This window comes from Candidatus Defluviilinea gracilis (genome assembly GCA_016716235.1).
Classification (GTDB): domain Bacteria; phylum Chloroflexota; class Anaerolineae; order Anaerolineales; family Villigracilaceae; genus Defluviilinea; species Defluviilinea gracilis.
This window is the reverse complement of record JADJWS010000001.1, coordinates 226,726-240,676: the sequence shown is the minus strand read 5'-3', so window position 1 is coordinate 240,676 and position 13,951 is coordinate 226,726. Positions and strand designations below refer to the sequence as shown.

The following is a 13,951-nucleotide window of genomic DNA, read 5'->3' as shown; positions in this document are numbered from 1 at the left end:
TGAAAAATATCTACGGCGGGGGCCAGTGGATAATCGCCGCTTCGGAGAATCCATGCTTTTCGACGGTGTATAGTTTTCCTGAAGAGGGGAAGTTGCAACCCGCTTCGTCGGTGACTGTGTAACTAGTTTTGAATTGATCGGGGTATGAATCGGTCCACCAAATATACGCGCCGTTTTGGCAGACGAACAGTTCGAGGAGGTAGCCGCGGTCGTCGTCGTTGGTCATCACGACCTTGTCCCAATGGATCGTAACTTTTTTCCCATCGCGGACCGCAAACACGTTCTGCGGCGGGCCGTACATGTTGCTCCCGATGGATTGCAGATGAAGTTCTTTGTACTCCAGCGTGGTCACATCGCCGACCACATCCACAACGGATGGCGCGACCCAGCAGAAATAATCCAGTTTGTCGAATTTCACGTACAGCCATTTGCTATATAGAAATCGCTGGCGCGCTGTGCCAACATCGCCGGGGTACAAGTCTGCGGCGTGGAGATAGGCTTGCGAGGGACCGTAGCGGCAATGCGCTTGTTTGTTGACCGTAACCACAGGGAATGAAAACGTCGGCGTGGATGTGATCGTGAACGTCGGGGTGATGCTTGGCGTGAAGGTAATTGTCGGGGTGAATGTTTCGGTCGGCGCGAAGGTGAGCGTGGGTTGAGGAGTGTCTGTCGGTGGGACAACGCTTGCGGTGGCTGTCGGTGTCGCTTGCGCAACGGGCGATACTCCGCAGGCTGTAAGTATGATTATCAGGACAAAGACAGCAGGAGACCTTTTTAACACGAAGGACACAAAGGTCACTAAGGTTGGACGAGCGATAATCGAATCGCCTTTCCGTAGAGTTTCACTTTGTGTGCTTGGTGTCACTTCGACTTCGCTCAATACAAGCCTTTGTGATAAAGGTTTTTTCATTTGAACTCTCCAAGAAAGGCTGTGATGTTCCTGCCCAGCGCCTCATTATTGTATCCGCCCTCCATCACGATCACAGAAGGAAGATTCAATAAGGCGATGCGTCTGCCGATCTCGCGGATGCCCTCGGTCGATACTTTGATCGTGCCAAGCGGGTCGTCGGCGTAAATGTCCATGCCGGCAGAAACGACGAGATGCGCAGGTTTGTATTCGCGGATCAACTCCAGCGCGCGATCCAACACGGCGAGATATGATCCATCGTCCGTGCCTTTGGGTAAGGGGAAGTTGTGATGAAAGCCCAAGCCTTGATCCTTGCCGCGTTCGTTGGCAAAACCGAAATAACTCGGGTACTCAAAGTCGGGGTCGGCATGGATGGAAATGGTCAACACATCGTTGCGTTCATAGAAAATATCTTGTGTGCCGTTGCCGCAGTGGTAATCAATGTCGATCACCGCGACGTTTCCTTTGGAAGACAACCAATGCGCGGCAACTGCCGCGTTGTTGATGAAGCAATATCCGCCCGCGTAATCTTTGCCGGCGTGATGACCGGGCGGGCGGCATAGGGCAAAGGATGAAGGCTGAATTCTGAAGGATGAAGAGGAGGGCGAAGCGGTGGATTGAATAATTGATTCGGCCGCGCTGAGCGCGCAATTCGCAGAAGCCAATGCGGCTTGGTATGTCCCTTCGACGATGCACGCGCTCAGATCCATGATGTAGTAGCCGCCGCGCCCGAGCAACGACTTCGGCTTTTGGGGGTGATGCCGAAGAGCGAACGTGGCAGGCAAAAAGAGGGAGGGATCTTTGGGCTTTGTCTCCAGCCATTCCGTCCAGCAAGAGGCGAGGAACGCAATGTAGTCTTTGTCGTGCGCGGCGAGAATCGGGTCGAGTCCAAAATCCGACGGTTCCCGTATCTCCGCCCAATCTGTTTCGCGCAGAGCGTTCAGGATGCGATCCATGCGGTCGGGGTTTTCGAGATACGGCGCGCGCAAGCCGCCGTCAAATAGTTCAAACGATGGGTCATGCTTGCGATGCGTTTCGGAATAAAAAATTTTCATGGGTAAGAACCTTTGCCACAATTGTATCAATAGGCTGGAGGATTTCATGGACGTCATTGAAGCAATTCATCACAGACAGAGTAATGCAAAAGTAAAGCAGGATGAAGTTCCGCGCGCGGTGATCGAAAAATTATTGAGCGCGGCCGCGCAGGCGCCGAATCATTATAAGGTAAGACCCTGGCGATTCGCGGTGTTGACGGGAAGCGGACTCAATAACTTGGGAGAGGTGTTCGCCGCTTCTTTCGCGGACCGTCATCCTGATCTGCCAGCGGAGGCGTTAGAGAAAACCCGCGCATTGCCTCGCCGCGCGCCGCTCATCATCGCCGTCGGTGTGGATAAGCCCGCCGAACCGAAAGTGTTGGAGATCGAAAACATCATGGCAGTGAGCGCGGCGTGCCAAAACATTTTGCTCGCCGCCGAAGCCGAAGGACTCGCCGCCAAGTGGCGCACAGGCGAATGGGCGCTGGATTCGAAAGTGAAAGAGTTTTTAGGCTTTGCCCCTGACCAACATCTGATCGCGTTTTTGTATATCGGCTATCCCGAAGGAATACCGGAATCGAAACCGCGTCCCTCGTTTGAAGATCGAACGGTGTGGGTGAGATAGAGACAAAGGCGAAGGATGAATTATGAAGTATGAAAAGAGCGCTGAGTCTCCTCAGCGCTCTTTGTTTACATCTCTATCTGTTTCCTTGCCTACTTTTACTCCGGCGCGCTGACCGTCAGCGTCTCGATATCCACAATGACCGGTAAGGTCTGCGGCGACCAGATCGAAAGCCCAATCTTGCCGTCTGTGAGACCTAAATAGGTATCTTCAAACTCGCCCACGAGTTCGCCGTTGACCGAAAGGCTGATCGTTTTGCCTTTGCACGTCAGGGTGTAGACATTGGTGGAAGGACCGGAACGGATGGCAGACGATTCGCCTGTGAGCACCTCGTTGTACCCCTGGCTGACAAGCCCCACGCTATCCACCACATAAATGGCGAACCTCTGCGAGTTGGAAATCTGGGCTTCATACCAACCGACATTGCTGTAGCGACAGATCAAACCCACCCCGTTGGAGTTGTTGCCTCGGTTTGTCGCCACCGCTTCCACTTTAACGTCTGAATACGAGAAGGCGTCGTTGATGAGATAGTATTGCCCGACCCGGTCGTCCACTTGCAACAGTTGAAGCGGAAGCACGCCGCGATCCACGACCGGTGGAATCACCATCCGTGAGTCTCCGCTGGTCATAAAGGTAGACCATTTGGTGAGATCGGTATTGAATTCATCCACATAAAACGGATTCAGCGTCGGTGTGGGGCTTTCCGCTGGTTCTGTCGTGGGAGTGTCTTGCGCTTCTGGTGTTGAGGTCGATGGGTTCGAGGGGACAGAGGGGATGGTGGACGGTTGTGTGGCTCCCGCCAGTTCGGTGGCGGTGGCTTGCGGCGGTTCAGTGGATGGGACCGCATTCGATTGTGTCTGTGTCCCAAAACGCGCCGAGACAAAACCCAATAACGCGATCAACACCACGGCGTTTACCGCGATCCCCACAAAGTGACTGGGTTTCATGAACTCGTTTCGGCTTCTGCGGCGGCGATACCAAGCCAGACCAAACCCGGCGATCATGGTCGCCGCCAGAATCGGGTAGCTACGGATGGCGAGTAAGCGGACATCATCCTGGAGTGTGGCAAATTGAAAGATGCCGCTTGCCGCGAACAACATGATGGCGATACAAATAAGGGTGACGGCGAGGGAGCGAATACCGTTGAGTCCGCGCGCGTCTTCGATGGTCTTCACCTCCGCGCGGACGAACCACAGCGCGGCGAGCAAGGTCGGCAACCAGATGATCTGCAAGGCAAGGTTGCCGGAGGCAAAAAAGTACGCGTCGGAGGTAAAGAAATATCTGGCGTAATAACTTGCCCAAATCGCCAAACTCAACGGTGAAAAGTAATAACACTGGGTATAAAAACTTTCCTTGAGCGTATCTTCGCCGATGGCGGTAATAAAGAGCCGCGTGGCAAGGGCAAAGAAAAGCGGGGGTAGCATGAGGGCAATCGCGAGGAAGAGCGTATTCTCTCGTTGCACCGAGGAGGTGAACGATTCGAGCCCCTCCGGGTTGGCGGCTTCTGTATCTTTGGTTCGCTCCTCATTAGAGATCACGATCGGGTCGTCCAGTTTGACTGGAACGATCACCCGCAACGTGGATGGGTGGATCTCGGTAACAATCCCTTGCTGGCTCGCCGCGTCGAACTTATCAGGATCAAACTTGCCAGCCGATACAGCGACCAGATACTCGCCGGGGTCCTGGAACGTAAACAGGAACTTATCTTTGACCGTGTTGTCATCGATCTCCTCGATAAAGTTGACAGGTCCCTGCGGATAATGGATTTCGGTTTTGATGACCTGGTTGCCACTCCCCGTTGAGGCAGAACCCACCCTCGATACCGTCCAGGTGTGAAAATAATCCATTTCCTTGGAGGAAGAGCGGAAATCCGTTCGCACTTCAAACGAAAGGACGCGGTCTGTGGTGGGTTGCGTTTCGGCGGGCGAACTGATCGACGCGCCGAACGTCGGTAGTAGGTTAAACGCCACCGCTGGAATCAGCGCGACCACCAGTAACAGGATGATGGGGGAAATATATTCGTCGAACGGCGTTTGATCTTTCTCCAACTCCTCCTTCACATAGTCCGGCGCCCAGGCGGGGTTGAGCGTGATCTTTACCAACGTCTTGGGGACGAGGATGAACCACATCAGGATCTTGTAAATCAATTTTTCAATATCGAGAAAGAAACTGAAAATACTTTTCATATGTGTCTCCAGTTAGGGCGGTTCTTATTTTCCCAGCGCTTCGACCAGCAGGTCGGGTCTGTCGGTAATGATACCATCCACGCCCCATTCGATGTACAGTTTCATCAGCTCGGGGTCGTCCACTGTCCATGGTTCGACGCGGATGTTCTTGGCGTGCGACTCGCGCACGAATCGTTCGGTCATGATCTGGATGCCCAGCGACTCTTCGGGGTCCCAGGGCGGTTGGATCGTTTGAAAGCGCGGCAAATAAAACCCCCAGAGAAAAACCTTTCCCAGCAAAACATAATTTCTCACCTCGGTGCGCGAAGCGGACGTCGCTACTTCGGGACATGTGGCGCGGAAGTTTTTCATTGCCTCATCGTGGAATGAACCGATCAGCGCTTTATCCTGCATGTTGTATTGGCGGATCAAATCGCACAACGGTTTGTCGATCGGGTTATTTGTCAACTTGATCTCGATCACATAACGCATCTGTGGAAACCGTTGGAAGACCTCTTCCAATGTCGGCGCTTGGATTCCCTGCCCGCGATACGGAAAAGTTTTCCCGTCATCTATTGACCAGCCATACGCTGCGTCGAGCCGTTTCAACTCTTCAAGAGTTTTGTCTTCGATCAGCCCTGCGCCATCGGTGGTGCGATCCACTTCTTCGTCGTGCATCAACACGATGTGACCGTCCTTCGTGATGTGCGCGTCCATCTCAAGGACGTCTGCTCCAATCTGGACGGCTTGTTCAAACGCGAACATGGTGTCGCCGGGCCACACGCCGTCTCCGCCCTGATGCGCGATGACCAGCGTGCGCGGGACGCCATCGTAATATCGCGTGGGCGGCGCCTTCGGGTTGACGATCACCGACGCGACGAGCGCGAGAAAAAGAACCGCGAGAAACGCTTTGAATTTTCTAGACTTCATCTGCGCCTAAAATACCAGAAACCGCGCCATCGCCATGAAAAGCACTGACAGGATCAGTGAAATCGATGCAATGCGCGAATACAATCCCTGACGTCTTTGCAGCATTTGAAGTTGAGTCATTTGCTCAGCCGAAGGTTTGCCCTGCATCTGCCCGCCAAGATTGACTAACGCATTCGTTGTGCGGCCGATCAGGATTCCGAAGACGAATCCAACCGCCCCGAAGAATGAACCGAGTCCGAATCCGGTGCCCACGCTCGACATCATCCACGCGGATTGGAATCCGCTTGAATCGATCCAGTACAGCCACGCCCCGGCCAGAGCCGTCAACCCCGCCGCGATGGACATGCGTGTGGTGAACTTCAAATTCTTCACGAGGTGCGCGACGAATTTCGGTCCGCCTTCGCCGATGGCTCCCAGCGTGGGCGCGATAAAGAACGTCATCATCAACACGCCACCTACCCAAAACACGCCCGCGCCGATGTGAATGATACGCAAGATGAGATGAAGATAGTCCATTTTGTCTCCTTTGTGTTTCACTGGTAGAACACCACAGCGAAAGGATACGATGCTGTGAGTTTATCCGTTCCGCCAGAGGTAACGGTTAATGCGGAGATTCGTCAGGCGAAAACCAATCCGTTCATAGACTTTGATGCCCATTTCAGTAGAAAACAATACGGCATATTTGTGCCCGTCTTTGTCGCGCGTTTCGAGCAATGGTTTGAGCGTGATCGCCGCGCCGATACCTTTCCCCTGCGCGGAGGGTATCGTCGCCACTGCATAGACGCTGGCAACACCCGCGCCGTTGAAAAGCATATTGGTCGCAACGGGGCTTCCGTTCAAATATCCAACGAACATCCTCCAGCGAGTTTTGCCGATGCCGATCTTCAGCGTTGCGTCCACCCATGCCTGCCCTGCCCATTCGGGAATCGCATAGGTTTCCACAAATACGTTCTTGAAATCGTATAGTTGCGTTTCGTTTTCGACCTCGTTGATCGCAAAGCCTGGCGGCGTTTTTGCGAGAATCGTTTCGTTCATCTTGCTCAGTTCGGCAACCATGCAGGGAGAACCTTGTTCTGTGGAAAGAATCCCTTTTGCGAGTTCCTGAGTTTGTTCTGCCATCGAGAGCAAACCGCGCTGGGCAAGTCGTTCTTCTAAATCTTTGGGTGTCGTGCCTCCGCCTGTCCACCAAAAGAAAAAGGGAGCGTTTTGCTCTTTGAACCACGCGATGGTCTCGTCGATGGCCGCGTCTACTTCCTTTTCTGACAATCTTGTTTTCCATACTCCTTTGAACATGGGATTGGACGGAAACGAAAGATGACGCGATAGTGTTTCGTTTTCGATCAATTTTCCGTCGGGCAGGTCGTTTGCCATGGCGCGAAACAAGTCGTACAGATTCTCGAACACTGCCAGACCGAGTTGCTCGTCCGTTGCGTTTTGGAGAATGTTCTCTGTTGTCATGTTGTTTTCCCTTTTGTAAATAAACTATCTGAACGCCTGCGCGATCAAACTGCCTATCAGTCCCAGCCAATACGCGGACGTGTAGTAGATGAACATAGGCTGTTTGCCTCTTCGCCAGAGCAAGAATGCCGCAACGATGGCGAGTAATGCGACGATATACAAATCCAAACCAATGGTTTCAAAACCGAGGTTTGCCATCACGCCCAAGCCTAAGAAGAGCGAGTTCAACAATAGCAGGGCGATGTCGCCGCCTTTGACCTCTCCTTGATGCGGAAAGATATTTTGCACAAACAGGATCGCCGCGTTGACCATGATGAACCCTGCGAAAAACAACCAGTGACTAAATTCGCCATCGTTGAAGATGACGATGCGGCACAGGTCGCTCGTCGTATCCTCTAAACAGAAGCGGAAGTGCAGGTAATTTCCCAATTCATGGAAGCCGTAACTCACAGCAGAGAGGAATACCCCGATGAAGAAAACTAAATTCCATGCCATGTGCGCGCGTCCCTCGCGGGCAGGGGAGTTGTATTCGAGCGTTTTCTTCAGCAAATATCCCGCCACCATGCTGGCCAACGCGACGATGACGTTGTTCAAGTCCACCCAGCGGAGGAATTCGTTCGGCAGAACATACCCGTTGAACCAGTCTGTGAGGCGGTTGAATGAGACAAAGATCGCAAGCAGAGATTGAACGCCGAGCAAAATATGGATGCGCTCCATTGTTTCTCCTTTGCTGTAAACATCCTGCTGTTCGATTGTATCCCAAAATAAAAACTCCCCGCATTATGCGAGGAGTCTGTGATCCGCCTGAGCCAATTAATTATATGCCGTCGACGAGCAAGCCGAGGGCGAGAACGGCAAAGCCGGCAAAGGCGAGCCAGAATGCATAACCAGCCAGGGCGCCAACGACGCCAATGCCGCCGAGCAGACCGAGCAAACCGAGAACAACGCCGATCCAGAAAGTGATCGTTTTAGGGGGTGAAAGTTTCATTCTCTTCTCCTTGAATTGAAAGTGATAAGTGATATGGCGGGTCACTGCTTTGTTTATAACAAAAAACGGAGAAGAATTCAATGGTCGCGCCGGAATTGCGTAAAGGATCTTCGCGCAAGCGCAATATACTCGGAGGGGAAAACATCGTAAGAAACCCTGATATAATGCCGTTCGGAATTACGAGAACCACAACGCCAGAGGCTCTCTGGTGTTGTTTTTGTGTAAGCCCCAAAACGCGAGATCTTAATCCAGTGGAGCACAATCAATGAAGAAAGAACAGCAATTAGATATGTATCACCAAATGGTGCTAATTCGCCGCGTGGAAGAACGCGGCGCGGAACTGTACCAGGCGGGCAAGATCGGCGGTTTCATGCACTTGTATATCGGGCAGGAAGCCGTGTCAACCGGTTTGATCGCGGCGCGCGAACCGCGCGACCGCGTCATCACCGCCTACCGCGATCACGGCGTCGCCATCAATTGCGGGCTTTCCGCCGATGAAGTGATGGCGGAATTACTCGGCAAAGCAACCGGGATGTCGAAGGGCAAGGGCGGCTCGATGCACATGGCAAGCGTGGAAAAAAACATGTGGGGCGGGCATGCCATCGTGGGTGGGCATTTACCCATCGCGGCGGGACTCGCCCTCGGCGACCAATATGCAAAAAACGACAACGTGACCATTTGTATGTTCGGCGATGGCGCGACCAACATCGGCTACTTCCACGAAGCGTTGAATTTAGCGAAGACCTGGGGCTTGCGCGTGTTGTGGGTGTGCGAGAACAATCAATACGGCATGGGCACATCGGTGGAACGCGCCTCGGCTGTTTCCGATATCCGCCAAAAAGCCGAAGGGTACGCCATGAAGAATGCGGAAGTCAACGGCATGGATGTGATGGCTGTCTATGAAGCGGCAAAAGAGGCGATACGGTACGTTCGCAAGGAAGGTCAGCCCTATTTTCTGGAGGTGGATACCTATCGTTTCCGCGGACATTCGATGGGCGACCCCGAACGTTATCGCAAAGCGGAAGAGGTCAAGCAATGGCAGGAAAACGACCCCATCGGTATTTTCAACAAATATCTATTGGACACGAAGGCATCCACCCGCAAGGGTTTGGATGAGATCGAAGCCCGCGTGGAAGAGGAAGTGAACAAGGCGGTTGAATTCGCCGAGACTTCCCCCGAACCCGCGTTGGAAGAATTGTTTACGAACGTTTATGTCGAAAATTAAACACAAAGGTCACAAAGTACTCAAAGGAAAACCCAAGGAAATGCAATTCGCTCGTCAGTTGTCCAACCTTGGTGTTCTTCGCGTCCTTTGTGGTTAAAGGATTTACACATGGCAAAAATTACAATGCGCGAGGCGATCTCGCAAGCCCTCATGGAAGAAATGGACCGCGATCCCGCCGTCTTCATTATGGGCGAGGAAGTGGGCGTGTGGGGCGGCACGTACGCGGTGACCAAAGGTTTTTACGATAAGTACGGCGCGGACAGAGTGAAAGATACGCCCATCGCGGAAAATGCGATTGTCGGCGCGGCGATCGGCGCGGCGATGGTGGGACAGCGTCCGATTGCGGAATTGATGACGATCAACTTCGCTTTTTCGGCGATGGATTACATCGTCAACCAAGCGCCCAAGTTGCATTACATGTTTGGCGGACAGTTCACCGTCCCGTTGGTGATTCGCGCCGTCGGCGGAGGCGGACGTCAACTCGGCGCGACGCACTCGCAAACGCCCGATGCGATCTTCGCGCATTTCCCCGGTCTTAAGGTCGTGTCGCCGGGGACGCCGGAAGATGCCAAAGGATTACTGAAATCAGCCATCAGGTCGAATGACCCGATTCTGTTTATCGAACACGCCACCATGTATCAAGTGCGCGGCGAGGTTCCCGAAGGCGAGTATCTCATCCCGATTGGAAAATCCAAAGTGCAGCGCGCGGGCAAAGACCTCACCATCGTCACGTATTGCAAAGGTCTCGAACTTTCGATGAAAGCCGCGGATGAATTATCCAAAGAAGGAATCGAAGCGGAGATCGTTGACTTGCGCACACTGCGCCCGCTCGATATGGAACCCGTTCTCGAATCGTTCAAGAAAACGAATCGCGCGATTGTCGTCGAAGAAGGATGGAAATCCTACGGCGTGGGCAGTGAGATCGTGAGTCGCATGTACGAAGAAGCATTCGATTATGTTGATGCGCCTATCATCCGCGTTGCACAAAAAGAAGTTCCGCTTCCATATAATCGCGCGCTCGAACAAGCCGCATTGCCGCAAGTGCCAGACATCATCGCCGCGGCAAAGGAGGTCTTGCGATAATGGCTGAAACGATCAACATGCCCAAACTTGGTTTCGACATGGCGGAAGGCACGCTCGTCCGCTGGGTGAAACAGGTTGGCGAAAATATCAACAAGGGTGATGTGCTTGCCGAGATCGAAACCGACAAAGCCACCGTTGAAGTGGAGTCGCCTGCGGGCGGCGTTGTTCTGCAACTCATCGTCAATCAAGGCGATGTTGTGCCGGTGAATGCGCCGATTGCGGTGGTGGGAGCGGCGGGAGAAAAGATTAGTGATCAGTCATCGGTGAGCAGTAGGCAGTCGAAAGTGGAAAGTGGAAAGAAGAAAGAGGAAAGTGTGGCGGATGAAAAGCCGGTTCAATCTACGGGGCAATCTGCTTCAGTTCCCTCGACAGTTTCCACGCCTCAAGCATCGTCCATCGTCCATGGTCAATCGCCAGAGATCAAAGCGTCGCCTCTTGCGAAGAAGATCGCCCGCGATAACAACATCAACCTCGCCCAACTCCAGGGGACGGGTCCCGGCGGGCGCGTGGTTCGCAAAGATGTGGAATCGGTTATCAGTGGCCAGTCATCAGTGAGCAGTAAACAGTCCGCGCCATCGATTTACCAATTACCAATTACTGCCCCAGACGACGAAGTCGTGCAATTAACCAAACTCCGCCAAGCCATCGCTCGCCGCATGACGGAATCGAAAACGTCCGTTCCGCATTTCTATGTGAGCCACGAATACAACATGGGCGCGGTCATGGCGATGCGAAAACAAGTCAACGAATATTTGCCCGATAACGAAAAACTTTCGGTCAATGATTTCATCGTTAAAGCGGTTGCGCTTGCGTTGCGTGAATTCCCGAACATCAACGCGACCTTTGCGGGCGATAAAGTCGTCCGTCACGGCGCGGTGAATGTGGGAGTCGCTGTGGCTGTCACTGGCGGCTTGCTCACCGTCGTCAACAAGAACACGGATCAACTTCCATTGCGGCAAATCTCCGCCGACGTGAAGCAAAAAGTTGCGCGCGCGCGTGATGGCAAGGTCAAGCCCGATGATATCGAAGGCTCGACGTTTTCGATCAGCAACTTGGGCATGTACGATGTGGAAAACTTCATCGCCATCGTCAACCCGCCCGAAGCGGCGATCCTTGCCGTCGGTTCTGCGCGCGAGGTTCCTGTTGTGGAAAGTGGCGAGTTGAAAGTGGGCTGGCGCATGAAAGCGACTGTGTCCGTTGACCACCGCGTCAGTGATGGGGCGGAGGCGGCGCAGTTCATGCAGTCGCTGGCGAAATATCTGGAAACGCCCGCGCTGATGTTGGTGTAAAAATGTAGAACTCCGAGTTTTTCAAAAACTCGGAGTTCTTGCTTATGCTATACCGCGCGCGGTCACAAATTGCGGTTTTATAGGACTGACGCAGTTGAACCTGTTGCGCCATAGTTGCGCTGCGGCGGCGGCAGTACAACTGCCCGCCAACTGCGTAAGTCCTGTTTTATAAAAAGGAAAAGCAGAATTCTCTACCATACATGAGAAGATTTTTACCGCAAAGCACGCTAAGGTCGCCAGGTTAAAAAGGTTTTCTTTGCGTTCTTTGCGGGTGTCGCATGGCGCCATGGCGACACTTAGCGGTGCACATGTACGGTAGAGAGAAGCAGAATAAACAGGCTGAAAAATCTTTTTTTCAAGTTGTCTCTCCGTTGATGCCATCGCGCGAATGGGCATGGCGCCTTATTTCACCATCAACCAGATTCCCGCCGCCAATGCGATCAGGCTGATGGCGATATTGATCAGCCCGCGCGCGCGATATCCAAGGTCGACGGCTCCGCTTCTTTCTTCGGGACGTCTGCCGCTGCCGGCGATCAAGCGGATCAGCCCGAAGAGCAGGGTGAAAAAGCCAAAGGCGACGAGCAGGATGCCCCATCCGCGCGAAGACCCAACCAAGCCTGCGAGATAGCCGCCTGCCGTGCCGGGACTCGCCCATTCGAGAAAGGCGTACAACGTAACGCCCGCCCCAAACAGGAAGATGATCACGCCGAACAATCGCGCGGGCAACCCGGAAAAATATTCGCGCCTGCTGTGCCGCCGGTTGAACAGCCTGATCTCGCCATTGGCGAACGTTTCGATTCCCAGCAGAACGCCGAAGGAGCCGAAGAGTCCCAGCGCAAGCGGAATGAGATGCGGCATGTTGAACTCTTCGGCGGCATACGCCATTCCGCCAGCGACGACGAACACAGGGACAGCCAGTTTGTCGGCGATGTTCATGGAGCGCGGCACTCGTAGATCGGAACCACGCCGGGAATCTCCGCCCAATTACAGCCATTGGAGATACAGGCGCGTTTGTCGGTGTATTGCGAGCAGGAGGGGGTCGAGCCGCCTCCGCAGGCTTGCGCGGTAATGTCGGAAAATACCGGCGTGCGGATGGACGTACCGCCGTCAGTTTGCTGGATGACGATCTGGTATTGCAGTGTTGCCGCGTCGAACGGAACCGCGCCTCCCAACGCGGACGTGGGGTTGATCGTCCGCTCGTAGAGGTCGCCGCCCGTCGGGTTCATCGCAATGCCCTGAAACTCTGTCGAGGAATTGTTTGTTTGAAAGCGATAGAATAACACGACGGCTGTGATGGCGTTAGGCGAGACAGCGCGCGCCACGAAAGTGACCTCTGTGGGTCCGCAGTTTGCGCCGCCGAGGTAGACGAGGTTCGTGGAGATGCGTTCTACTGTGATATTGCCAGCCGGAGGCGTGGGAGTTCCGGCTTGGACTACAATATCCGCATACATACTTGGCATCGAGTCTCCGCCGCCGAATGTGATGGGTATCTTGCCGCCATTCGGGGCGACTAGATTCCATGCGCCCACGTACCAGCCATCCGTCAAGGGCGCGGTTTGAGGGAGCGGGATGATAACCTGCTGACCGGGAGGCACCGGGACAGACACGAGAGAGCCGAAAGGCAAATCCAACGACACGCTCATGGGCGAGCCGCCCTCGGATGGCGACGGTCCGCCGGTAAAAACGAAACGATAGTCTGCGTTCCACACGCAAGTTCCCGTATTCTGAATCGTCCATGTTTTGGTAAATTGCTGTCCAGGCAACATGTGGGACTTCTGCAATGGGGACTCGGATACGACATCCAACTTGTCAATGCAGTCCGCTGAAGTGGGCGCGGGCGTGGAGGTTGAAGTTCCGCCCTCGATGATCAGGCTGGTCTCCGCGTAGGCGGACCAATTCCCGGCGTTATCTTGCGCGCGGAGTTGCAGAAAATATTCGCCGGGTTCGGTCACTCCGCAGTCTTGCGTGAGGGTGACGAGCGATCCGCTCGTATCGGTGCTGGGGAGGGCAAGAGCGTTCGCGCCGTTGATCGTAAGCTCGAATTGCGAAATGCCCGCCGGCGACGCGCCATGCGCGACGATGAGGCACGGGTTAGGCGGAACGTGGATCGTCCCGGGTAGAGGCGCGTCGAACCACGCTTGCGGCGCATTGGACAACCCGTTGTTTTCAGCGGAGGTTGGCGCGCATGCCGAAATCAGCGCAAGGACGAACAGGAAGATGATACATTTTTTTCTTGCGTTCATTATTTTC

General features: G+C 54.0%; 15 protein-coding genes. 4 read left to right on the top strand and 11 right to left on the bottom strand.

The features are described 5' to 3' along the window. Positions 1 to 10 precede the first annotated feature (10 nt). Positions 11 to 910 (bottom strand): hypothetical protein, encoded by a 900-nt coding sequence (locus IPM31_01165; protein MBK9005578.1) that lies wholly within the window; start codon positions 908 to 910, stop codon positions 11 to 13. Then, a complete protein-coding gene (locus tag IPM31_01160) occupies positions 907 to 1,962 on the bottom strand; it encodes a histone deacetylase family protein (GenBank protein ID MBK9005577.1) in 1,056 nt (351 codons plus the stop codon). Before IPM31_01160 ends, IPM31_01165 begins: the two co-directional genes overlap by 4 nt. Before the next feature lie 46 nt (positions 1,963 to 2,008). Between IPM31_01160 and IPM31_01155 the strand changes: the two genes are divergently transcribed. Next, on the top strand, positions 2,009 to 2,566 hold the full coding sequence (locus tag IPM31_01155) for a nitroreductase (GenBank protein MBK9005576.1): 558 nt from the start codon (positions 2,009 to 2,011) through the stop codon (positions 2,564 to 2,566). A 95-nt stretch (positions 2,567 to 2,661) separates the two neighbouring features. Here IPM31_01155 and IPM31_01150 read toward each other — a convergent pair whose 3' ends face one another. From IPM31_01150 to IPM31_01125, 6 genes are all read right to left on the bottom strand, one after another. Then, positions 2,662 to 4,749 carry a hypothetical protein gene (locus IPM31_01150; GenBank protein ID MBK9005575.1) on the bottom strand — a complete coding sequence of 696 codons (2,088 nt, stop codon included), beginning with the start codon at positions 4,747 to 4,749 and terminating at the stop codon, positions 2,662 to 2,664. 24 nt (positions 4,750 to 4,773) lie between these two features. Beyond that, the gene (locus IPM31_01145) at positions 4,774 to 5,658 is read right to left on the bottom strand and encodes a glycerophosphodiester phosphodiesterase (protein ID MBK9005574.1); all 885 of its coding nucleotides are present in this window, start codon (positions 5,656 to 5,658) and stop codon (positions 4,774 to 4,776) included. 6 nt (positions 5,659 to 5,664) lie between these two features. Continuing rightward, a complete protein-coding gene (locus tag IPM31_01140; protein MBK9005573.1) occupies positions 5,665 to 6,174 on the bottom strand; it encodes a hypothetical protein in 510 nt (169 codons plus the stop codon). Between the two features lie 60 nt (positions 6,175 to 6,234). Further along, complete coding sequence (locus IPM31_01135; GenBank protein ID MBK9005572.1) at positions 6,235 to 7,116, bottom strand: GNAT family N-acetyltransferase; 882 nt, start codon at positions 7,114 to 7,116, stop codon at positions 6,235 to 6,237. 24 nt (positions 7,117 to 7,140) lie between these two features. Further along, positions 7,141 to 7,833, bottom strand: coding sequence for a hypothetical protein (locus IPM31_01130; protein MBK9005571.1), 693 nt, complete (start codon positions 7,831 to 7,833; stop codon positions 7,141 to 7,143). Positions 7,834 to 7,933: 100 nt separating this feature from the next. Next, the gene (locus IPM31_01125; protein MBK9005570.1) at positions 7,934 to 8,104 is read right to left on the bottom strand and encodes a hypothetical protein; all 171 of its coding nucleotides are present in this window, start codon (positions 8,102 to 8,104) and stop codon (positions 7,934 to 7,936) included. 265 nt (positions 8,105 to 8,369) lie between these two features. On the opposite strand from IPM31_01125, the gene pdhA reads away from it, so the two are divergent. From pdhA to IPM31_01110, 3 genes are all read left to right on the top strand, one after another. Further along, positions 8,370 to 9,329, top strand: coding sequence for a pyruvate dehydrogenase (acetyl-transferring) E1 component subunit alpha (gene pdhA, locus IPM31_01120; protein ID MBK9005569.1), 960 nt, complete (start codon positions 8,370 to 8,372; stop codon positions 9,327 to 9,329). Between the two features lie 108 nt (positions 9,330 to 9,437). Next, positions 9,438 to 10,412: an alpha-ketoacid dehydrogenase subunit beta gene (locus IPM31_01115; protein MBK9005568.1), complete on the top strand. Its 975-nt coding sequence runs from the start codon at positions 9,438 to 9,440 to the stop codon at positions 10,410 to 10,412. Then, on the top strand, positions 10,412 to 11,701 hold the full coding sequence (locus IPM31_01110; protein ID MBK9005567.1) for a 2-oxo acid dehydrogenase subunit E2: 1,290 nt from the start codon (positions 10,412 to 10,414) through the stop codon (positions 11,699 to 11,701). The genes IPM31_01115 and IPM31_01110 overlap by 1 nt, the downstream gene beginning before the upstream one ends. A gap of 42 nt (positions 11,702 to 11,743) precedes the next feature. Here IPM31_01110 and IPM31_01105 read toward each other — a convergent pair whose 3' ends face one another. Genes IPM31_01105 through IPM31_01095 form a run of 3 tightly spaced genes read right to left on the bottom strand, consistent with a single transcriptional unit; the run spans position 11,744 to position 13,944 of the window. Next, on the bottom strand, positions 11,744 to 12,097 hold the full coding sequence (locus IPM31_01105; GenBank protein ID MBK9005566.1) for a hypothetical protein: 354 nt from the start codon (positions 12,095 to 12,097) through the stop codon (positions 11,744 to 11,746). Between the two features lie 6 nt (positions 12,098 to 12,103). Further along, entirely contained in the window at positions 12,104 to 12,637 is a 534-nt protein-coding gene (locus IPM31_01100) for a hypothetical protein (protein ID MBK9005565.1), read from the bottom strand. Continuing rightward, positions 12,634 to 13,944: a hypothetical protein gene (locus IPM31_01095; GenBank protein MBK9005564.1), complete on the bottom strand. Its 1,311-nt coding sequence runs from the start codon at positions 13,942 to 13,944 to the stop codon at positions 12,634 to 12,636. The genes IPM31_01100 and IPM31_01095 overlap by 4 nt, the downstream gene beginning before the upstream one ends. Positions 13,945 to 13,951: the final 7 nt, after the last annotated feature.